Here is a 20,997-nt window from a genome sequence, read left to right as displayed (position 1 = left end):
ATCAGCTCTCCAGGGGCCGGCGCAGCGCCGCCATGAACATCGCGTCCGTGCCGTGCCGGTGCGGCCACAACTGGACGCCCGGACCGTCACCCAGGTTCGGCACCCCGGGCACCAACTCGCGCGTGTCGAGCGCGACCGCGCCGTGACGCCGCACCGCGTCCGCAACCACCGCGACCGTCTCGGACACGTGCGGTGAGCACGTCGAGTACAGCACCACGCCGCCGGGACGGACCAACTGCAAAGCCGACGCCAACAGCTCCCGCTGCAGCTTCACCAGGCCGGACACGTCCGACGGTTGCCGCCGCCACCGGGCCTCCGGACGCCGGCGCAGCGCACCCAGGCCGGTACACGGCGCATCGACGAGGATCCGGTCGTACCCGCCGTCGAGTCCAGGCTCGCGACCGTCCGCGACGTGCACATCGACGGGCAGATCGCGGGTGGTCTTACGCACCAGGTCCGCCCGGTGCTCGGCCGGCTCCACGGCGTCGAGCCGGCCACCGTCGATGCCGACGAGCGCCCCGAGCAGGGCCGCCTTCCCGCCGGGCCCGGCACACAGGTCGAGCCACCGGCCGGTGTCGGGTCCCTCCAACGGCGCCAGCGTCAGTGCGCGAGCGACCAGCTGGCTGCCCTCGTCCTGAACACCGGCCAACCCTTCGCGCACGGCGTCGAGCAGACCGGGATCGCCACCGTCGAGGTGCACCGCGTACGGCGAGTACGGGCCCACCTCACCGCCCGTGACCAGCGCCAATTCCTCTGCCGAGATCTCACCCGGCCGCGCGACCAGATGGACTCCCGGCCGAGCGTCGTCGGCGACCAGCACGTCCTGCAGCTCGGCGGCGTCGGCGCCGAGCGAGTCGGCGAACGCCTGCGCGATCCACTTGGGGTGCGCGTAGCGGAATGCCAGGTGCCCCACCGGGTCGGCGACGGCGTCCGGGGCCAGGCGGGCGACCCACTCGTCCTCGGTCTTCTCGGACACCCGGCGCAGTACCGCGTTGACGAAGCCCGCCTTGCCCGGGCCGGCTTCGGCGCGCACGAGGTCCACCGATGTCGCGACCGCCGCGTGCGGCGCGATACGAGTCCGCAGCAGCTGGTACGCACCGAGCTCGAGGACGTCGAGCAGGGGTCCGTCGATCTCCTCGACGGGCCGGCCCGCACATTCGGCGATCACCGCGTCGAGCAGGCCGCGGGCCCGGGCGGCGCCGTACGCGAGTTCGGTGGCCAGCGCGGCATCGCGTCCGTCGAGGCGTCGTTCCCGAAGCAGGCCCGGCAGAACCAGATTCGCGTACGCGTCGCGCTCACGGACCGCACGCAACACGTCGCGCGCCGCGCGCCGCGGCTGGTCGATCGAGGCCTGGGCGGCGTCCGGACGACGAGCCTGCTTGGGCCGCTCGTTACGCCGCCCCTGTCCGGTGGGACGCCCGCTCCGACTGCGCGCTCCCTGGCCACCGGATCCTCCGGATCGGCGTGCCGGTCGCTTCTCGTCGCTCACTGTGCCCGAACCTCTCCGTCGAGACGCGCACCACGCGCCCAGTCCACCGCCGCCATCTGCTTCTTGCCCTGCGGCTGCACCTGATCGAGCCGGACCGCGGTGGTCGACGTCCCGACGTAGAAGCCGTCCTTGCGGATCTCGATCCGACCGGGCGGCAGGGAGTCCTGGGCCAGTGTCACGGGCCCGATCTTCACCCGGAGATCACCGATCATGGTCCACGCACCGGGTGTCGGGGTCACCGAACGCACGTGGCGGTGCACCGCCAGCGCGGGCTGATCCCACCGGATCCGCGCCGACTCGACCGACACCTTGGGCGCGTGGGAGACACCCTCGCGGGGCTGCGGAACCGCCTGCAGCGCACCGTCCTCGACGCCGTCGAGCACGCTCTCGAGCAGAATCGCACCGCTCTCCGAGAGCCGGGCGAGCAGCGCGCCCGCCGTGTCGGTGGTGCGAATGGCTTCCGTCACCACCCCGTACACGGGCCCGGTGTCCATGCCCTCGTCGAGAGCGAACACCGTCGCGCCGGTCATCTCGTCCCCGGCGTTGATGGCAGCCTGCACGGGCGCCGCTCCCCGCCACGCGGGCAGCAACGAGAAGTGCAGGTTCATCCACCCGAACCGGGGGACGTCGAGCACCGGACGCGGCAGCAGGTTGCCGTACGCGACGACCGGGCAGGCGTCCGGAGCGAGCTCCTGCAATCGGGCCAGGAACTCCGGGTCCGACGCCGACTTCGGGGTGAGCACCTCGATGCCGTGTTCGTCGGCGAGCTGACCGATCGGCGAACGCACCAGCTTGCGGCCCCGGCCGGCAACGGCGTCGGGCCGAGTGACGACGGCAACCACCTCGTGCCGCTCGGATTCGATCAGCCGTCGCAGCGACGGCACGGCCGGTTCCGGTGTCCCGGCGAAGACGATCCGCATCAGCGCCGAACCTCCCTGCACGGAGGACGGGTGGTCACACAGTTCACGAGGGCGGCTCCCGGAGCATCGAATCCCGGCGGCGCCGGAAGAGGGTTCACCCCGCGATTCTACGGAGCGCTCTCCTCCCCGGTCAGCGCCGCCTGCACGCGCGCGGTGTCGGCGTCGGTCCACCCCTCGGGCTGCAGGATCCGCGCCCAGATCCCGGCCGCCTCCGGCCCGTACGAATGCCCGTGGCCGTCCGGGACGTCCGCGGAGAACACCATGTCGAGCGTCACCTGCCAGAAGGTCACGAACGGCATCCACGTCATGTTCGGATCCACGTCGCGACCCCGCGGTTCCCTCAGCCAGTCGGGCTCGTTGAACAGCAGGCTCGGCGACCACCACACGATGGGGTCGCTCGCGTGCTGCCAGTACACGATCCGCCGTGGCTTCCACGGTGTGCCGAGGTCGAGGTCCTCGGGATCGGATGCGAACCGCACCGACGCCCCGTCCCCGACGACGGGCAGGATCTCGGGCGAGCCGGCATCGCGGGCGGCGGTCACCTCCTGCCATTGCGGGGTGAAGTTCGGGGTCCCCACCCACAGGCCCCCGTCGACGCGTGCGGCCATGTCCTGGAAACCCGCGAACGCGTTCTGGCCGCCGTAGGACCCGAGGCTCTCGCCGAACACGACGAGTTTCGGCCGCGTCTCCACGGGCAGGTCGATCCACCGGGCGAACACGGCGTTGAAGAGCGCGCGCCCGGCGATCTGCGGGCTCTCCCGGTCCGCGATGAACGCCAGCGGGCTCGGCAGGAACGAGTACTGCATCGACGCGATGGCGGTGTCACCGCCCTCGATGTACTCGAGCGACGACGCCACGCTCTGATTCACCCAGCCGCGGCCCGTGGTGGTGTTGACCGCCAGGACCTTCCGCTCCCACGCCTTCGTCCGGTCGAGCTCGGCGACCACCAGGTTCGCCACCGCGGGCACGGATTCGGCCGACTCCCGTCCCGCGTAGACCCGGATCGGCTCCTTCGCGGGACGACCGGTGACCGCGGCGATCTCGGCCGCGCCCGGGCCGCGCCCGACGAACGTGCGCCCCTCCTGACCGAGGGTGTCCCACGCCTGCGCGGACGCCGGCGACCCACTTCGCTCCGGGACCGTCGGCTGCTCGACTCCCGGCGCGGTGGCGGTGTCGGCTCCCGAGAAGCTCCAGTTGGCGAACGCGACGAGCCCGTTGTAGAGCGCGCCGTTGACGAGGAGGACGGCCAGCACGACCGCGACCGCCAGGCCTGCGACGTTGGCGGCGGGCCGTGGAATCACCCGCCGGGCCAACGCGGCGAGCTCGCGGGTCCCGGCCCGGACACCGCGGCCGGCCTCGAGCAGCACGAACCAGACCACGAGCGCGATGAGGAACACCAGCAGGACGTTCGCCTGATTGGTGCGCTCGATGCCGACGAGGTCGCGGACGTAGTTCTGCCACACCCCACCGAGCACCAGGAAGACGGGGACGACGATCACGGTCGCCGCAGCGAGGATCCACCAGCCGATCCGCTGGGTGCGCGCCGACCACGCCGGTTGCACGCCGCACGAACGCACGACCCATGCGGCGAGACAACCGAAGCCGTAGCCGGCGGCGACGGAGATACCGGTCGCCACCCCCTGCAGATACCAGGCGCGGGGCAGGAGGGACGGGCTGATCGACCACGTGAAGAGCACGAGTGCGACCGCGAGTCCCACCGGGTGCAGTCCACGCCCGTACTCCCGCATCCGCCGCACGGCACGACGGCTCACGGACGGGGTGCCGACACCGTCGTCGGGTGCGTGCGCGGTGCCGTCGGCACCATCCGCACCCGGGTCGGATGCCCGGATAGCTGCTGTCATGGCCGGAACGATAAGGCCTCGACACCGGATCGAGGCCGCAATCTCGACGTACCCGCCGTGTCCTGCGCTCTACTGCGGGTACGAATCCTGACCGTAACCCAGCGTGTGGAGGTCGACATGACGGGAATCGCGAGCAAGTTCGACAAGGCCTTCGAATCACGCTCGGTGGACGACCTCGCCGACGCCCCGGTCTCGTCGCTGCGGGGAGTCAGCGACTCCGACGCCGAACACCTCCTGGCCGCCTTCGGCATCCGGACCGTACGGGACCTGGGCACCAACAAGTTCTTCCTGTGGGCGCAGGCCGTGGCGACACTCGCCGACTGACTGCCGTTCCGGCGGAACTGTCAGGAATTGCTGACGACGATCATGTCGAGGATCCCGGTGCCCAGCGGGACCGGACGGCACGGCGGCGCCGGCGCGCTCGGGTCGAGTGCGCGCACGACCAGACCGAGCGCGAACGGGTCGTACACCATGTTGAAATGACCGCCCCGGTTCTCGGCACACAGGTCCTGGATCAGCAGATTCGTCGCGCCCGGATCTCGCAATGCGATGTTGGTGTGGGGTTGGATCATCTCGTCGTAGCGCGAGCCGACGGTGGTGTATCGGACGCCGGGCACGGTGTCGCCACCGGCGTTGAGGGCGGCGAGGAAGGGAGACCCCTGCATCTGCTGGCTGATCGCTTCCGAGGTGAGCCACTCGACGATCCGTTCGGGGCGCGGCACCAGTTTGAGCAGAGTCACGATGCCGTACATGTTCCCGCCGTAGGTGGGCGACGCGACGCCCACCCAGCGATCGACTGCGGCGCTGCCCCCGAGCCGGTTGACGTAGTAGCGGGCGACGGTGGCGCCCTGCGAGTACCCGACCAGGTCGACCTTCGCGGCCGCCGTCGCCGCACGTACCCGGTCGACGAACGCGCCGACCTCCGCGGCGCTGAGCGCCATGTCGCCCCGCGCGTACTTGCCGGGCTTGCCGTCCGAACCGTAGTTGAGCGTGAACACGCACATGCCGCGGTCGGCGAGCATCGGTGACAGCGCCGCCCAGTCGGTGTACGAGTCGGAATCGCTGCCGTGGACGAGAACCACCGGATTCGGGTGTGCAGGTGCCGGGCGGCACGTGAAGTCGTTCGAGCCGGGAGGTGCCGTATCAGGATGATCCTCGGCGTACCGCAGCGCCGCCGCGTGCCGGGTCTGTACCGGCCCGGGGTCCACGGGGACGACGTAGGCGGGATGGTCGGTGGCGGTGCCGATCGGGTCCGCAGCGGCGGTCGCGCCCCAGCCCCCGGCACCGACCGCGAGGGCGACACCCACCGTCGCCGCGACCATTCGCATCGTTCGGTTCATGCGCACCTCCCCGACCGGACCTGTTCGAGTGTGTCTATCAAGATCGTTGCGGTGGCGGCGTATCGCAGACCGGTGGATGAGATCACGATCGTGGAACGACTGCCGCACGGCGGCGTTCGAACCGGCAGCGCCGCGGACGTGATGCAATAAGGCCACTGCGCGAGAGAATCAGGGGCACTGATGACCATCGTGGACAACGCGGTCTACGTCGACGGCACGCGGGTGGACACGCCGAAGTCGCTCGACTGTACGTACCGCAGCATGCGCGAGCACGACGGCATGGCCTGGATCGGCCTGTACCGGCCGGACGCGGCCGAGGTCGATTCGCTCGCTCGTGAATTCGGTCTGCATCACCTCGCGGTGGAGGACACGATCGCGGCGCACCAGCGCCCCAAGCTCGAGCGCTACGACACCACCCTGTTCGTGGTGCTCCGCCCTGCCCGCTATCTGGACGACGTCGAGAAGGTCGAGTTCGGCGAGGTACACGTCTTCGTCGGACCGGATTTCGTGGTCACCATCCGGCACGCCGAGTCGCCCGACCTGGCGCAGGTCCGACGTCGGCTCGAAGCCTCCCCCGACCTGCTGAAGTTGGGCCCCGAGGCGGTCCTCTACGCGATCCTGGACCAGATCGTCGACGAGTACCTGCCCGTCGCCGCGGGACTCGAGAACGACATCGACGAGATCGAGAATCAGGTCTTCACCGGTGATCCGGCGGTGGCCAGGCGCATCTACGACCTCTCCGGCGAGGTCATCGACTTCCAGCGCGCCACCCATCCGCTCGTGTCGATCCTCGAGGCCCTCGAACGCGGATCCGACAAGTATCACGTCGAACTCGAACTTCGTCGGCATCTGCGTGACGTCCTGGACCACACCCTGCGGATCGTCGAGCGCGCCGACTCGTCCCGTGCCCATCTGCAGACGGCCCTGACGGTGCACGCCACCCTGGTGGCGCAGCAGCAGAACGAGGAGATGCGCCGTCTGACGCTGACGAGCCTCACCCAGAACGAGGAAGTCAAGAAGATCTCGGCCTGGGCTGCAATCCTTTTCGCGCCTACGTTGGTCGGCACGGTGTACGGGATGAACTTCCAGAACATGCCCGAACTCGGCTGGCAATTCGGCTATCCGATAGCCGTCCTGCTCATGGTCGCGACCTCCGTGACGCTGTATTTCGTCTTCAAACGCCAACACTGGCTCTGACCCGAGACGTTGCCGGTGAGCGGGATCACATCTGCCGGCGACGCGGCGCGTGCCCTACCGTGCCGACATGATCAAAGCCGTTGCGCTACTGGCCCGTAAGCCGGAACTCACCCACGCCGAGTTCGTCGAATACTACGAGAACAATCACGCCGAGCTGATCCGGCGCCTGCTGCCGCAGATCGGCGAGTACCGCCGCAATTACCTCGACCGCGGCAACATGCTGGGCGCGGCCGGCGCGCCTGACCCGGACTTCGACGTGATCAGTGAGTTCGTGTTCGCCGACCGGGAGGCGTACGAGGCGATGATCGCCACCCATGCGCGCCCCGAGGTGGCCGCGGCGATCGAGGCCGACGAGGAGAAGTTCCTCGACCGCTCACGTAACCGGATGTACATCGTCGAGGTCCACGAGAGCTAGCCGATGCGCAGCGGGTCCACCTGCACCCGCACCGGACCTACCGACCGGCGGGCGCTCCGCACTGCCCGCGCCTCGGCCAAGGCCTTCGCGAGCGCTCGCCCGTCGGCACGGGGAACCCGCACCAGCATTCGCTCCACGTCCTCGGGTTCCGGCTCGTCACTCGAGAACGGCAGACGCTCACCGGGCGGCAAGGGCACCGGTCCGAGTACCTCGGCCGACTCGGGCAGCGCCGCGAGCTCGAGGATCTCCCCGATCGACGCGACCGTCCCGTCGATCGCCGCGAGGTGCACGGCCGGAGGGAACCCGACCTCGGCCCGTTCCTCGAGTTGCCCGCGGGCGTGCCACACCGGGTCCCAGCGCACCAGCGCCTGCACGGTGGGTATCCCGGAATCGGCGACCACCACGACCTGTCCCCCGTCGCCGTGCGGCCGCACCAGCGCCGACGCCGTCATCCACCGGCGCAGCGTCTCCTCGGCGGCGCGCAGATCCGCCCGGCCGAGCAGTGCCCAACCGTCGAGCAGCAGCGCCGCGCCGTAGCCGCCCGGCATCACCGGCTCCGCGCCCACGGTCGACACCACCAGCTTGGGCCCGGGCGAGATCTCGGCCTTGACGTCGGATCCCCCCGACGTGTGCACCGCGATCCCCGCGAACGCCCGGCCCAGTTCCTCCGCGGTACGACCGGCGCCGACGACCACCGCCCGCAGCGCCCGGGCGCCGCACGCGTGGCAGCGATGGTTGGTGTCGGCCACACCGCACCACTTGCAGGTCGGCGAGCCCGCACCGTCCGGCCCGGCCGCCGCGGGCAGCGCCAGCGGACCGTTGCAGCGACGGCATCGTGCAGGCGCCCGGCACTTGGCGCACGCGAGCGAGGGGACGTAGCCGCGCCGCGGAACCTGGACCAGCACACCGTGTCCCGCGGCAAGCGCCTGACGGGCCGCCGCGAAGGCGATGCCCGGCAGCCGGGCGGCGCGGGCCCCGGGATCGCGAGCCAGCGCATGGTCGCTGTCCGCGAGCGCGGTGATCATCGGTGCCCGCGCCCGCACGACGTCGCGCGCCGCCACGAGGTCGTGCGCCCACCCGGAGTCGACGAGGGCCTGCGCCTCCGCCGTCCGGGCGTGACCCGCGATCACCACGGCGCATCCGGTGGAATGGGCCCGCAGCAACGCGACCTCCCGCGCATGCGGGTACGGCGACCGTGGCTCCGACAGGCTGCTGTCGCCGTCGTCCCACACCACGACGAGGCCGATGTCCGGCGTCGGGGCGAAGACCGAGGCGCGGGTCCCCACGACGATCCGCGCAGTGCCCCGCAGGGCGGCGAGCCAGCGGCGGTACCGCGCTGCCGGACCGAGCCCGGCCGCGAGTCCCACGACATGATCGGCGCCGACTACGCTTTCGCACGCCGCGAGCAGTCGGTCGAGATCGCGCTGATCGGGCACCACGAGGATCACGCCGCGGCCCGTCGCGGCGACGACACCGGCCAGCTCGGCCAACCGCGTCGTCCAGTCCTCACCGGGAAGGGCCTGCCACGCGGCGCGCGGCCCGCGCCCCGCCTCGAGTGCCTCCAGGAAGTTGATGCCGTGGGTGTACGCCGACCACGCCTCCCGATCCGCCTTCGGCGGCTCGGGGACCGGGCGGGGCGTCCACTCCTCGGACTCGACCTTCGCGTGCCGCGGTGGAACCGCGAGACGCAGGACGTCGGTCCGCGTCCCGGCGTAGCGCTGGGCGACGGCGTCGACCAGATCCCGCACCTCCGCGGTCAGGACGGGTTCGGCGGACACGACCCGGTCCAGCCAGCCGAGCTTGCCGGGGTGCTCGCTGGATTCGATCCGTTCGAGGAGATAGCCGTCGACCAGACGCCCGGAGAACCTCACCCGCACCCGCACGCCGGGCTGCGCCTGATCGTCGAGCTCCGCAGGAATCAGGTAGTCGAATTCCCGGTCCAGGTGCGCAACAGGAAGCAGCGGCAGCACTCGCGCCACGGGCGCGTGTGCTGCCGCTGTCTTGTCGGTGCCGGTCAGCGAACCGATCTCTCGGTCGCGATCAGAGGCCGGCGGCCGCGCGCAGCTTCTCCGCGCGGTCGGTGCGCTCCCAGGGCAGATCCACGTCGGTGCGACCGAAGTGGCCGTACGCCGCGGTGTCCGCGTAGATCGGGCGAAGCAGATCCAGGTCGCGGATGATCGCGCCGGGACGCAGGTCGAAGACCTCGCTGATCGCCTGCTGGATGGTCGCGATGTCGACCTTCTCGGTGCCGAATGCCTCGACGAACAGTCCGACCGGTGCGGCCTTACCGATCGCGTAGGCCACCTGGACCTCGATTCGGTCGGCGAGACCCGCCGCCACGGCGTTCTTCGCGACCCAGCGCATCGCGTACGCGGCCGAGCGGTCCACCTTCGACGGATCCTTGCCGGAGAACGCGCCGCCGCCGTGGCGCGCCATTCCGCCGTAGGTGTCGACGATGATCTTGCGGCCGGTGAGACCGGCGTCGCCCATCGGGCCGCCCAGCACGAACTTCCCGGTCGGGTTGACCAGCAGGCGGACGTCGGCGGTGTCGAGCGGGATGGTCAACTCCGACAGAACGTGGCCGAGCACCTTCTCGCGCAGATCCGGGGTGAGCAGGTTGTCGAGATCGATGTCGGCGGCATGCTGCGTCGAGATGACGACCGTGTCGAGGCGCACCGGACGGTCACCGTCGTACTCGATCGTGACCTGGGTCTTGCCGTCCGGACGCAGGTACGGCAGCACACCGGTCTTGCGAACCTCGGTCAGACGACGCGACAGGCGGTGCGCCAACGCGATCGGCAGCGGCATCAACTCGGGGGTGTCGGTGCAGGCGTACCCGAACATCAGGCCCTGGTCACCGGCGCCCTGACGATCGATCTCGTCGTCGGCGAGGCCGCCGACGCGGGCCTCGTGCGAGTGGTCGACGCCCTGTGCGATCTCGGGCGACTGCGCGCCGATCGCGATGTTGACGCCGCAAGAGTTGCCGTCGAAGCCCTTGGCCGAGGAGTCGTAACCGATCTCGAGCACCTTGTCGCGCACGATCTTGGGGATGTCGACGTACGCGGACGTGGTGACCTCGCCGGCGACGTGGACCTGCCCGGTGGTCACCAGGGTCTCGACCGCGACGCGGCTGCGCGGATCCTTCTCGAGCATCGCGTCGAGGATGGAGTCACTGATCGCGTCACAGATCTTGTCCGGGTGACCTTCGGTCACGGACTCACTGGTGAATAGCCGCTTGCCGGACGTGCTCACAGATCTCCCTCTCGACGTTCTGCCCGAATCTCACCTCGCCGAATCCGTGTCAACGGACTCCGGGGACTCGATACGACACCTGAGCTGATTTTGATTTCGACTTCTATTCAATACCGCGGACGACCCTAGTGCCAGGAAGCCGTCCCCGGCGGCAACTGCTCGCGCAGTGTGTTACTCGGGGACCAGCAGACCAGCCAGCGCGTCCAGGACACGACTGGCCATCAGCGACTTCGAGCCCGGCTCGATCGCGGTTTCGGTGCCGTCGGAACCGAGTAGCCAACCGTCGTTGTGGTCCACCTCGAACGCCTTGCCGTCGCCGACCGCGTTGACGACCAGCAGGTCGCAACCCTTGCGGGCCAGTTTGGTGCGGGCGTGGTCGAGTACTCCGCCGGTCTCGTCACCGGTCTCGGCCGCGAATCCGACGATCACCGTCGACGATCCGACGGCGCCGTCGCGGCGGGCCTGCACGAGACCCGCGAGGATGTCCTCGTTTCGAACCAGCGGAATCGAATCCGGCTCGTCCGCTGCGCCCTTCTTGATCTTGCTGGTGGCCACGGACGCCGGACGGAAGTCCGCGACCGCCGCCGACATGACCACGGCGTCCGCGTCGACGGCGTGCTTCATGACCGCCTCCCGCATCTCCTCGGCGGTGCGGACACGGACGACGTCGACCGCGGCGGGGTCCGAGAGATCCGACACCGCACCCGCGACGAGCGTCACTTGGGCGCCGCGCTGGGCCGCGAGGCGCGCGATCGCGTAGCCCTGTTTGCCGGAACTGCGGTTACCGAGGAACCGCACCGGGTCGAGCGGCTCCCGTGTCCCGCCGGCCGACACGACCACACGGTGGCCCTCGAGATCCCGCGGCATTGCCTCGGACCTTTCGAGGAGCAGCGAGGCCAGCGCGAAGATCTCCTCGGGCTCGGGCATCCGGCCGGCGCCGGTGTCCTTCCCGGTGAGCCGACCCGATGCCGGTTCGATGACGACGTTCCCGCGTTCACGCAGCGTCGCGACGTTCCAGACGGTCGCCGCGTGCTCCCACATCTCGGTGTGCATCGCGGGCGCGAACACCACCGGGCACCGCGCAGTGAGGAGGGTCGCGGTCAGCAGGTCGTCGGCACGCCCGGCGACGGCGCGGGCCATGAGGTCCGCGGTGGCCGGGGCGATGACGACCAGATCGGCTTCCTGGCCGAGGCGCACATGCGCCACGTCCGGAACGTCCGCGAACACCCCGGTCTGCACCGGGTTCCCCGACAGCGCTTCGAACGTTGCGCGCCCCACGAACTGGAGCGCGGATTCGGTGGGGATCACCCGCACACTGTGGCCGCTCTCGGTGAAACTCCGAATGAGCGCACACACCTTGTACGCGGCGATACCGCCACCGACACCGACGACGATCCGCTTACGTGCCGGGGAAGTCCCCGAGCCGTCGGTCGCCGAATCGGTTCCCCGATCTGACACGGGCGCTACTCCGCTCACTCGCCTTCGGTGTGCTCGAGGAGGTCGGCGTGGATCTCGCGCAGCGCGATCGACAGCGGCTTCTCCTGCAGACCCGGCTCGACGAGCGGGCCGACGTACTCGAGGATGCCGTCACCGAGCTGGTTGTAGTAGTCGTTGATCTGACGGGCACGCTTGGCCGAGTAGATGACCAGGGCGTACTTCGACGACGTGCGCTCGAGCAACTCGTCGATCGGCGGGTTGGTGATGCCGAGCGGGGTGTCGTAGGCAGGCAGGGCGCCCCGACCTGCGGTGTCGGACACAACTGCTTCGGTGCTGCTCACTCGGTTTCTCCTGAACTGGACTGGGTAAATGGCAAGAGGAAAATGTCGGAACCAGGGGCGACGGTGCCTAGGCCTGTCGTCCAGCCAACAAGGATACCAACTCGTCGCAGGCGTGGCTGACGTCCTCGTTCACGATGACGGTGTCGAACTCGTCCTGGGCGGCCAATTCCACCTTCGCGGTCTGGAGCCGGCGCTCGACGACGTCGGCCGGTTCGGTTCCGCGACCGGTCAGTCGGGCGACCAGCACGTCCCAGCTCGGCGGTGCCATGAACGCGAGCACGGCTTCCGGCATCGCGGCCCGCACCGAGCGTGCGCCCACCAGATCCACCTCGAGGAGAACCGGCTTGCCCTCGCTCAACGCCCGGCGAACCGGTTCGGCCGGCGTACCCGAACGCTGTAGGCCGCCGTGGATCTCCGCCCATTCGAGCAGGTCACCGGCTGCGATCATGCGGTCGAACTCGTCACGCGTGACGAAGTGGTAGTCCTGACCGTCCACCTCGCCCGGACGCGGGTCGCGGGTGGTCGCCGAGACACTGAAGACGACCTCGGGGAAACGCTCCCGCAGCAGCCGCACGACGCTGGACTTACCCACGGCCGAGGGGCCGGCCAGTACTACCAGCCGACCCCTCCGCACTGCGCTGCCTGTCTCGGACGTCGCCGAGACGACACTGCCGCCTGACACGTTTTCTGCGTCAGAGATCACGTGCCGCGCTCAGGCCTCGAAATCGAAACGCTGCAGCAGAGCCTTGCGCTGACGGTCGCCGAGGCCACGCAGGCGGCGGGTCGGGGCGATCTCCAGCTCGGTCATGATCTCCTGAGCCTTGACCTTGCCCACCTTGGGCAGAGCCTCGAGCAGTGCCGAGACCTTCATCTTGCCGAGGATCTCGTCCTCTTCGGCATCCTTCAGGACCTGCTTCAGGTCGGTGCCGCCGCGCTTGAGGCGCTCCTTGAGCTCAGCCCGGGCCTTGCGGGCGGCAGCCGCCTTCTCCAAAGCAGCAGCGCGCTGCTCATCGGTCAACTGGGGAAGGGCCACGGTTCCTCCGTCTCATCGTGTGCACATATGGTCTACAACCCCCGGATAACCAGGGGCGATAGCGACCGTACCCACGTGGGGCGACGATTGCTAACCCACCCCCCGACGTAGACGCGCGATTCGGGTGGGATATGTGTTCATTCGACGGGGTGTTCGAACGGGGGCCGGTACACCCGCCTCCTCGGGCCCGGACGTCGCCCCGGGGGCGAGTCCGGCCCGGATACTCCCTGGTGAAACCGCTTTTCCTGCCTCACGCGCCCCAGCCGGCACTCCTCGGCGACGTGGCGTGGCCCACACTTGCGCCGGAACGGCACGACATGCCGGAGAAATCGGGAAGAAATCTCGGAAATCCGTCGACCACTGTGCGTGTCGCACCCGCGCGGCGCCGGAAACGGCGCCCCCACAACGACAAAGGGCCGGACCCGGTGAGTTCACCGGGTCCGGCCCTGCCGGGTGTCACACTCGAAGCAGCGCGGTCAGTCCTGGAGGAACGCGAAGGCGTCCACCGAGCGGCCTACGGCCTCCTGCAGCGCCGTCACGGACGGTCCTGCGCGCAGGACCTCGCGCGAGACACTCGGAACGACCGCGCGGAGGGCGGAGCCCGCCAGTCGTCGCACGTCGTCGGCGGTGCCGCCCTGATGCCCGACGCCGGGCATGAGGATCGGGCCGTGCAGCGCGCCGAGGTCGGGGGCGTCGCGCAGCGTCGCCCCCACGACCACACCGATCGACCCGAGGACGTCGGCACCCGCGTTGCGGGCGGCGGCCTCGTCGACCATCACCTGACTGATCCTTCGGCCGTCCGCCGCGGTGGACGACTGGACCTGCGCGCCCTCCGGATTCGACGTCGCCGCCAGCACGAACAGTCCCCCGTTGTTGCGCTCCGCCAACTCCAGCGCGGGGTCGAGCGACCCGAATCCCAGGTACGGCGACACCGTCACCGCGTCCGATTCGAGCGGCGATCCCGCGCCCAGCCAGGCCCGCGCGTACGCGTTCATGGTGGTGCCGATGTCGCCGCGCTTGGCGTCGGCCAGTACGAGCGTCCCGGCCTCCCGCAGCACCGAGACGGTCCGCTCCAGCACGGCCAGGCCGCCGGAGCCGTAGGCCTCGAAGAAGGCGACCTGGGGCTTCACGAGGGCCACCTGCCCGACGAACGCCTCGACGCAGATCTCGCTGAACTGTTCGAGTCCGTCGACGCTGTCGGGCAGGCCCCACGCCTCGAGCAACTCGGGGTGCGGGTCCACGCCGACGCACAGCGAGCCGTGCCGGCCCGTCGCCTCGTGGAGCCGCGCCCCGAACGTCTCCGTGGACGTCACTGCTGCTGATCCCGCAAGCGCGTGTGCAGCTCCTGCAGGGACTGGACCCCGATGTCGCCACGGATCGCGGCCTCGATGCCCTGCACCGCTGCGGAGGCGCCCTGCACCGTGGTGATGCACGGAACGCTCTTCGACACCGCGGCGCTGCGGATCTCGTAGCCGTCGACGCGCGGGCCGGAGTTGCCGTACGGGGTGTTGATCACCATGTCGACCTCGCCGTCCTTGATCTGGTCGACGATGGTGCGGGCACCCTCGGGCAGGTTCTCACCGGACTGCTTGTGCACCTCTTCGCACGTGATGCCGTTGCGGCGCAGCACATCTGCGGTGCCCTCGGTGGCCAGGATCCGGAAGCCGAGGTCGGCCAGACGCTTGACCGGGAAGATCAGCGAGCGCTTGTCCTTGTTGGCCACCGAGACGAACACCGAGCCGCTGGTCGGCAGCGAGCCGTACGCCGCGGTCTGGCTCTTGGCGAACGCGGTACCGAAGTCCGCGTCGATGCCCATGACCTCGCCCGTCGACTTCATCTCCGGGCTCAGCAGCGTGTCGATACCGGTGCCGTCGGCGCGACGGAACCGGTTGAACGGCAGCACCGCCTCCTTGACCGCGACCGGAGCGTCGATGGGCGCATGGCCACCGTCGCCCTCGGCCGGGAGGATGCCACCCGCACGCAGATCGGCGATCGACTCACCCAGCATGACCCGGGCACAGGCCTTGGCCAACTGCACCGCGGTGGCCTTCGAGACGAACGGCACGGTCCGCGACGCGCGCGGGTTGGCCTCGAGGACGTAGAGGATGTCGTCCTTGAGCGCGTACTGCACGTTGAGCAGGCCCTTGACGCCGATGCCCTTGGCGAGGGCCTCGGTGGAGCGGCGCACGTTCTCGAGGTCGGCGCGGCCCAGGGTGATCGGCGGGAGCGCGCACGCCGAGTCGCCGGAGTGGATGCCGGCCTCCTCGATGTGCTCCATCACGCCGCCGAGGTACACCTCGGTGCCGTCGCACAGCGCGTCGACGTCGATCTCCACCGCGTCCTCCAGGAAGCGGTCGACCAGCACCGGCCGGTCGTCGGAGATCTCGGTGGCCCGCGAGATGTAGCTCTCGAGTGCCTTCTCGTCGTACACGATCTCCATGCCACGGCCGCCGAGCACGTACGACGGGCGGACCAGCACCGGGTAACCGATGCCCGACGCGATCTCGCGCGCACCCTCGAACGTGGTGGCGGTACCGAACTTCGGCGCGGGCAGGCCGGCCTCGGTGAGGACGCGGCCGAACTCGCCACGGTCCTCGGCCAGGTCGATGGCCTCGGGGCTGGTACCGACGATCGGGACGCCGGCGGCCTTGAGGCGCTTCGCCAGACCCAGCGGGGTCTGACCGCCGAGCTGGACGATGACGCCCGCGACGGTGCCGGAGAGGGTCTCGGCGCGGTACACCTCGAGCACGTCCTCGAACGTCAACGGCTCGAAGTACAGGCGGTCGGCGGTGTCGTAGTCGGTCGACACGGTCTCGGGGTTGCAGTTGACCATGACGGTCTCGTAGCCGGCCTCGGACAGCGTCTGCGCGGCGTGGACGCACGAGTAGTCGAACTCGATGCCCTGGCCGATGCGGTTCGGACCCGAACCCAGGATGAGGACCTTGGGACGCTCGGTCTGCGGCGCCACCTCGGTCTCGGCCTCGGGGTCGAGCTCGTAGGTGGAGTAGTGGTACGGGGTCTTGGCCTCGAACTCCGCGGCGCACGTGTCGACGGTCTTGTAGACGGGGTGCACGTTCAGCTCGTCACGCAGCGCGCGGACGGCGTCCTCCCCCGCCTGCCCTTCGCCGAACTGCTGCGGACGCAGCGCCGCGATCTGGCGGTCGGAGAAACCGTGGTGCTTGGCGAAACGCAGTTCGGTCGCGCCGAAGGTCTCCGCGGAGCGGACCTCGGCCCCCAGTTCCACGATCTGCTGCATCTGGTCGAGGAACCACGGATCGATCGCGGTGGCGTCGAACAGCTGCTCGAGGGTCGCACCCAGCTCGAAGGCCTGCGCGATCTGGTACATCCGGCCGTCGGTCGGAACCTTGATCGCCTCGAGCAGCTCCTCGAGCGTGCCCTCCACCTCGGGGCCCGTCCAGTAGCCGGCCCGCTTGGTCTCGAGTGAACGCAGGACCTTGCCGAACGCCTCGGTGAAGTTGCGGCCGATCGACATGGCCTCACCGACCGACTTCATCGTCGTGGTGAGCGTGCCGTCGGCGCCCGGGAACTTCTCGAACGCGAAGCGCGGAGCCTTGACGACGACGTAGTCGAGCGTCGGCTCGAAGCAGGCCGGCGTCTCCTTCGTGATGTCGTTGACGATCTCGTCGAGCGTGTACCCGATGGCCAGCTTGGCGGCCATCTTCGCGATCGGGTAGCCGGTCGCCTTCGACGCCAGCGCCGACGAGCGCGACACGCGCGGATTCATCTCGATGACGACCAGACGGCCGTCCTTCGGGTCCATCGCGAACTGGATGTTGCAGCCGCCGGTGTCGACGCCGACCTCGCGCAGGATCGCGATCGAGAGGTCGCGCATCGCCTGGTACTCGCGGTCGGTGAGAGTCATCGCCGGTGCGACGGTGACCGAGTCGCCGGTGTGGACGCCGACCGGGTCCACGTTCTCGATCGAGCAGACGATCACGACGTTGTCGCGGCCGTCGCGCATCAGCTCGAGCTCGTATTCCTTCCATCCGAGGATGGACTCCTCGATCAGGACGTTCGCGGTGGGCGACGCGGCCAGACCGCCGCCGGCGATGCGCTCGAGGTCGACCTCGTCGTACGCCATGCCGGAACCGAGGCCACCCATCGTGAACGACGGGCGCACGACCACCGGGTAACCGAGCTCGGCGACGGTGGCCTTGACCTCTTCCATCGTGTAGCAGACCCGGGAGCGCGCGGACTCGCCGCCGCACTTCTCGACGATGTCCTTGAACTTCTGACGGTCCTCGCCGCGCTGGATCGCGTCGAAGTCGGCGCCGATCAGCTCGACGTCGTACTTCTCCAGAATGCCCTGCTCGTGCAGCGCAACCGCGGTGTTGAGGGCGGTCTGGCCGCCGAGCGTGGCCAGGACGGCGTCGATCTTGTTGCCGTTGGCCGCCTCACGGGCGATGACCTTCTCGACGAACTCGGCCGTGATCGGCTCGACGTACGTGGAATCGGCGAACTCGGGGTCGGTCATGATCGTGGCCGGGTTCGAGTTGACCAGGCTCACGCGCAGACCCTCCTCGCGGAGGACGCGGCACGCCTGCGTGCCCGAGTAGTCGAACTCGCAGGCCTGGCCGATGACGATGGGGCCCGAGCCGATGACCAGGATGTGCTCGAGATCTGTACGACGTGGCATTACTTCTTGACTCCCTCGAGCATGGTGGCGAAACGATCGAACAGGTACGCGGCGTCGTGCGGGCCGGCCGCGGCCTCGGGGTGGTACTGCACCGAGAAGGCCGAACCGTCGAGCAGGCGGACGCCCTCGACGGCGCCGTCGTTGGCGCAGGTGTGGCTGACCACGGCGCGCCCGAACGGGGTGTCGAACTCCTGGCCGGCCTCGCCTTCGAGGGCGAAACCGTGGTTCTGCGCGGTGATCGCGATGCGGCCGGTCTCGTGCTCGACGACCGGGATGTTGATGCCGCGGTGGCCGAACTTCATCTTGTAGGTGCTCATACCCAGTGCTCGGCCGAGGATCTGGTTGCCGAAGCAGATCCCGAACAGCGGCAGTCCCTGGCCCAGCACCTCCTTGGTGAGGTGGACGGCGCCGTCCGCGGTGGCCGGGTCGCCCGGACCGTTGGACAGGAACACCCCGTCCGCCCCGATGTCGAGGATGTCGTGGAGCGTCGCGGTGGACGGCAGCACGTGCACCCGCATGCCGCGCTCGGCGAACATCCGCGGGGTGTTGGTCTTGATGCCGAGGTCGATGGCCGCGACGGTGAAGCGGGCCTCACCGCCGGCGGGCTCGACGACGTAGCCGTTCGGGGTGGACACCTCGCCGGCCAGGTCGGCACCGAGCATCGACGGCTGGGTCTTGACCCGATCGAGGAGGACGTCCACGTCGGCCAGCGCCTCACCGGAGAAGATGCCGGCGCGCATCGAGCCGCGGGTGCGCAGGTGCCGGACGAGGGCACGGGTGTCGATGCCGGCGATACCGACGACGCCCTGACGCTCGAGCTCGTCCTGCAGCGAACCGGTCGCACGCCACGAGGAGGTGCGGCGCGAGGGGTCGCGCACGACGTAGCCGGCCACCCAGATCTTCGATCCGGCGGACTCGCCGGTCGGGCCGACCGACTCGTTGTCCTCCTGGTTCCAACCGGTGTTGCCGATCTGCGGTGCCGTCGACACCACGATCTGGCGGTGGTAGCTGGGATCGGTCAGGGTCTCCTGGTAGCCCGTCATCCCGGTGCTGAAGACCGCCTCGCCCAAGGTCTGTCCCACGGCGCCGAAGGTGGTCCCGCGGAAGACGCGGCCGTCTTCGAGAACCAGGACCGCCGTATTGCTGTCAAAGCCGCTCATGCGTCTTCTCCGTTCTGCTCGACCTCACCAGAGCCCGCCGCATTCGCTGTGTCATCACTGTCTGTCTCGCGTACCCACTGCGGGTACACCGTCTTGTCGTCTCCACGGAATCCCGTATCGATCTCGGTGCCGGTGGGGAGCTCCCACCGGATCACCAGGACTCCGTCCTTCGTCATCACTTTTCCGGCCAGGCCGCGTTCGGTCCGGATCGCCCGGATCGCCGCCTCCGGGATCCAGAGCGTCGACGCGCCGTCGCGCTCGAGCAGGATTCCCCCGGTCCAGCGGCTGATCTCGCCGGTCGCCCGGAACCCCAGGTCGCCGACCGCGACGCGGTCCTGCCAGCTCGGGGCGATCGTGCTGCCCACGTACAGGCCCGTGCTCGGCGCGATCAACCGCTCACCGAGATCCGCCGGCACCTGCGGCAGCTCACCGATCCGGTCCGCCTGGCGCCTGGCGCGGCCCTTCCACCCGCGGTACATCAGGAACACCAGCAGTGCCCACACCGCGATGCAGCCGACCACCCACAGGATTCGTTCCATGACTACCGTGCCTCTCCGAGTGGCCGCACCTTGCCGTCGCGGGCGGTGACCCGGCCGCGCAGCACCGTCGCCGTGACCTTCGCCGGAAGGGTCATCGACTCGTACGGCGTGTTGTTCGCGACGCTGGCCAGTTCCGGACCATGCACCGTCCACTCGGTGTCGGGATCGACGAGCACCAGGTTGGCCGGCTCTCCCACCTCGATCGGGCGGCCCTGGTCGTCGAGCCCGACGATCTCCGCGGGACGCTCGCTCATCACCCGGGCGACACCGCGCCAGTCGAGCAGACCGGGCCGGACCATCGTCTCCACGACGATCGACAGCGCCGTCTCGAGCCCGAGCATGCCGGGACGCGCCTGGGAGAACTCGCAGCACTTGTCCTGTTCGGCGTGCGGCGCGTGGTCGGTGGCCACGCAGTCGATGATCCCCTCGGCCAGGCCCGCACGCAGCGCCGCGACGTCGGACGCCTCCCGCAGCGGCGGGTTGACCTTGTTGACCGCGTCGTACGTCTCGAGCCGCGAGTCGTCGAGCAACAGGTGGTGCGGGGTGACCTCGGCCGTGATCGAGATGCCCTGGCCGCGTGCCCACTTGACGAGCTCGACGGAGCCCGCGGTGGATGCGTGGCAGATGTGCACGCGCGCACCGGCGTCGCGGGCCAGCAGTGCGTCCCGGGCGACGATCGACTCCTCGGCGGCGCGCGGCCAGCCGGCGAGTCCGAGGCGAGCCGCGGTGGGACCCTCGTGTGCAACCGACCCCACGGTCAGTCGCGGCTCCTCCGCGTGCTGCGCGATCAGGACCCCGAGCGACGCCGAGTACTCGAGCGCCCGTCGCATGATCAGCGGATCCGCGACGCAGTGGCCGTCGTCGGAGAACATCTTCACCTTGCCGACACCGGCGGCCATCGTCGCCATCTCGGCGAGTTGGCGGCCTTCGAGGCCGACCGTGACTGCGCCGACGGGGTGCACGTCGACGAGGCCCACTTCCTGGCCGCGGCGCCACACGTGATCGGTGACGACGGCCGAGTCGGCGACCGGGCTGGTGTTCGCCATCGCGAACACGGCGGTGTACCCGCCGAGAGCCGCAGCCGCGGAACCGGTGTCGATGGTCTCGGTGTCCTCGCGGCCCGGCTCCCGCAGGTGCGTGTGCATGTCGACGAAGCCGGGCAGCAGGATCTGGCCGGCGCCGTCGATGACCTCGACGTCGTCGCCTGCGTCCAGACCGGTGCCGATCTCGAGGATCTGCCCCCCGCCGAGCAGCAGATCGGTCGGCTCGCCCTCCCCGTACACCAGAACGTTTCGGATCAACACGTTCCCGCTCGCGGACATCTGCGGCGCCACCTTCTCGTTTCTCGTCTCGTC

General features: G+C 69.7%; 18 protein-coding genes. 3 read left to right on the top strand and 15 right to left on the bottom strand.

Annotated features, from left to right (window positions below; all coding sequences use genetic code 11):
• Nucleotide 1 precedes the first annotated feature (1 nt).
• The 3 genes from C7H75_RS11850 to C7H75_RS11840 all read right to left on the bottom strand — a co-directional run bounded on the left by C7H75_RS11850 (nt 2) and on the right by C7H75_RS11840 (nt 4,157).
• Complete coding sequence (locus C7H75_RS11850) at nt 2-1,489, bottom strand: RsmB/NOP family class I SAM-dependent RNA methyltransferase (RefSeq protein WP_084844179.1); 1,488 nt, start codon at nt 1,487-1,489, stop codon at nt 2-4.
• Complete coding sequence (fmt, locus tag C7H75_RS11845) at nt 1,486-2,409, bottom strand: methionyl-tRNA formyltransferase (protein ID WP_005513425.1); 924 nt, start codon at nt 2,407-2,409, stop codon at nt 1,486-1,488. Before fmt ends, C7H75_RS11850 begins: the two co-directional genes overlap by 4 nt.
• Before the next feature lie 107 nt (nt 2,410-2,516).
• The gene (locus tag C7H75_RS11840; protein WP_044991007.1) at nt 2,517-4,157 is read right to left on the bottom strand and encodes an alpha/beta hydrolase; all 1,641 of its coding nucleotides are present in this window, start codon (nt 4,155-4,157) and stop codon (nt 2,517-2,519) included.
• 231 nt (nt 4,158-4,388) lie between these two features.
• Here C7H75_RS11840 and C7H75_RS11835 point away from each other — a divergent pair, with 231 nt between their 5' ends.
• Complete coding sequence (locus tag C7H75_RS11835; RefSeq protein WP_037085301.1) at nt 4,389-4,595, top strand: hypothetical protein; 207 nt, start codon at nt 4,389-4,391, stop codon at nt 4,593-4,595.
• A gap of 20 nt (nt 4,596-4,615) precedes the next feature.
• Here C7H75_RS11835 and C7H75_RS11830 read toward each other — a convergent pair whose 3' ends face one another.
• Nucleotides 4,616-5,611 carry an esterase/lipase family protein gene (locus C7H75_RS11830; protein WP_231812510.1) on the bottom strand — a complete coding sequence of 332 codons (996 nt, stop codon included), beginning with the start codon at nt 5,609-5,611 and terminating at the stop codon, nt 4,616-4,618.
• 180 nt (nt 5,612-5,791) lie between these two features.
• Between C7H75_RS11830 and corA the strand changes: the two genes are divergently transcribed.
• Both corA and C7H75_RS11820 read left to right on the top strand, forming a co-directional pair.
• Nucleotides 5,792-6,808, top strand: a complete 1,017-nt coding sequence (gene corA / locus C7H75_RS11825; protein WP_013415922.1) for a magnesium/cobalt transporter CorA — start codon at nt 5,792-5,794, stop codon at nt 6,806-6,808.
• Nucleotides 6,809-6,875: 67 nt separating this feature from the next.
• Entirely contained in the window at nt 6,876-7,223 is a 348-nt protein-coding gene (locus C7H75_RS11820) for an EthD domain-containing protein (RefSeq protein ID WP_005513432.1), read from the top strand.
• On the opposite strand, the gene C7H75_RS11815 is transcribed toward C7H75_RS11820, so the two are convergent.
• The 11 genes from C7H75_RS11815 to C7H75_RS11765 all read right to left on the bottom strand — a co-directional run bounded on the left by C7H75_RS11815 (nt 7,220) and on the right by C7H75_RS11765 (nt 20,964).
• Entirely contained in the window at nt 7,220-9,241 is a 2,022-nt protein-coding gene (locus C7H75_RS11815) for a primosomal protein N' (protein WP_174525762.1), read from the bottom strand. The genes C7H75_RS11820 and C7H75_RS11815 overlap by 4 nt on opposite strands.
• Nucleotides 9,242-9,263: 22 nt before the next feature.
• Nucleotides 9,264-10,475 (bottom strand): methionine adenosyltransferase, encoded by a 1,212-nt coding sequence (metK, locus tag C7H75_RS11810; RefSeq protein WP_013415919.1) that lies wholly within the window; start codon nt 10,473-10,475, stop codon nt 9,264-9,266.
• A 171-nt stretch (nt 10,476-10,646) separates the two neighbouring features.
• On the bottom strand, nt 10,647-11,933 hold the full coding sequence (gene coaBC, locus C7H75_RS11805; protein ID WP_106851376.1) for a bifunctional phosphopantothenoylcysteine decarboxylase/phosphopantothenate--cysteine ligase CoaBC: 1,287 nt from the start codon (nt 11,931-11,933) through the stop codon (nt 10,647-10,649).
• 14 nt (nt 11,934-11,947) lie between these two features.
• Nucleotides 11,948-12,232 (bottom strand): DNA-directed RNA polymerase subunit omega, encoded by a 285-nt coding sequence (rpoZ, locus tag C7H75_RS11800; protein ID WP_207390550.1) that lies wholly within the window; start codon nt 12,230-12,232, stop codon nt 11,948-11,950.
• Between the two features lie 88 nt (nt 12,233-12,320).
• Entirely contained in the window at nt 12,321-12,887 is a 567-nt protein-coding gene (gmk, locus tag C7H75_RS11795) for a guanylate kinase (RefSeq protein WP_106852008.1), read from the bottom strand.
• Between the two features lie 78 nt (nt 12,888-12,965).
• Nucleotides 12,966-13,286 carry an integration host factor, actinobacterial type gene (mihF, locus tag C7H75_RS11790; protein ID WP_005513442.1) on the bottom strand — a complete coding sequence of 107 codons (321 nt, stop codon included), beginning with the start codon at nt 13,284-13,286 and terminating at the stop codon, nt 12,966-12,968.
• Between the two features lie 476 nt (nt 13,287-13,762).
• Complete coding sequence (gene pyrF, locus C7H75_RS11785) at nt 13,763-14,599, bottom strand: orotidine-5'-phosphate decarboxylase (protein ID WP_005513443.1); 837 nt, start codon at nt 14,597-14,599, stop codon at nt 13,763-13,765.
• Nucleotides 14,596-17,943, bottom strand: a complete 3,348-nt coding sequence (gene carB, locus C7H75_RS11780; RefSeq protein WP_022595724.1) for a carbamoyl-phosphate synthase large subunit — start codon at nt 17,941-17,943, stop codon at nt 14,596-14,598. The genes pyrF and carB overlap by 4 nt, the downstream gene beginning before the upstream one ends.
• Entirely contained in the window at nt 17,943-19,103 is a 1,161-nt protein-coding gene (carA, locus tag C7H75_RS11775) for a glutamine-hydrolyzing carbamoyl-phosphate synthase small subunit (protein WP_005513445.1), read from the bottom strand. The genes carB and carA overlap by 1 nt, the downstream gene beginning before the upstream one ends.
• Nucleotides 19,100-19,642 (bottom strand): PH-like domain-containing protein, encoded by a 543-nt coding sequence (locus C7H75_RS11770; RefSeq protein ID WP_005513446.1) that lies wholly within the window; start codon nt 19,640-19,642, stop codon nt 19,100-19,102. Before C7H75_RS11770 ends, carA begins: the two co-directional genes overlap by 4 nt.
• Nucleotides 19,643-19,644: 2 nt before the next feature.
• Nucleotides 19,645-20,964, bottom strand: coding sequence for a dihydroorotase (locus tag C7H75_RS11765; RefSeq protein WP_013415916.1), 1,320 nt, complete (start codon nt 20,962-20,964; stop codon nt 19,645-19,647).
• Nucleotides 20,965-20,997 lie beyond the last annotated feature (33 nt).

The sequence above is a fragment of the Rhodococcus (subgen. Prescottella) equi genome (genome assembly GCF_003013675.1).
Lineage (GTDB): Bacteria > Actinomycetota > Actinomycetes > Mycobacteriales > Mycobacteriaceae > Prescottella > Prescottella equi.
The sequence above is the reverse complement of the archived record's forward strand: the minus strand, read 5'-3'. Positions and strand labels throughout refer to the sequence as shown.

Excerpts from the sequence above, each read along its gene's own strand:
- fmt (WP_005513425.1), bottom strand. The coding sequence starts at position 2,409 with ATGCGGATCGTCTTCGCCGGGACACCGGAACCGGCCGTGCCGTCGCTG.
- C7H75_RS11840 (WP_044991007.1), bottom strand. The coding sequence starts at position 4,157 with ATGCGGGAGTACGGGCGTGGACTGCACCCGGTGGGACTCGCGGTCGCA.
- C7H75_RS11835 (WP_037085301.1), top strand. The coding sequence starts at position 4,389 with ATGACGGGAATCGCGAGCAAGTTCGACAAGGCCTTCGAATCACGCTCG.
- C7H75_RS11830 (WP_231812510.1), bottom strand. The coding sequence starts at position 5,611 with ATGAACCGAACGATGCGAATGGTCGCGGCGACGGTGGGTGTCGCCCTC.
- corA (WP_013415922.1), top strand. The coding sequence starts at position 5,792 with ATGACCATCGTGGACAACGCGGTCTACGTCGACGGCACGCGGGTGGAC.
- C7H75_RS11820 (WP_005513432.1), top strand. The coding sequence starts at position 6,876 with ATGATCAAAGCCGTTGCGCTACTGGCCCGTAAGCCGGAACTCACCCAC.
- carB (WP_022595724.1), bottom strand. The coding sequence starts at position 17,943 with ATGCCACGTCGTACAGATCTCGAGCACATCCTGGTCATCGGCTCGGGC.
- carA (WP_005513445.1), bottom strand. The coding sequence starts at position 19,103 with ATGAGCGGCTTTGACAGCAATACGGCGGTCCTGGTTCTCGAAGACGGC.
- C7H75_RS11770 (WP_005513446.1), bottom strand. The coding sequence starts at position 19,642 with ATGGAACGAATCCTGTGGGTGGTCGGCTGCATCGCGGTGTGGGCACTG.
- C7H75_RS11765 (WP_013415916.1), bottom strand. The coding sequence starts at position 20,964 with ATGTCCGCGAGCGGGAACGTGTTGATCCGAAACGTTCTGGTGTACGGG.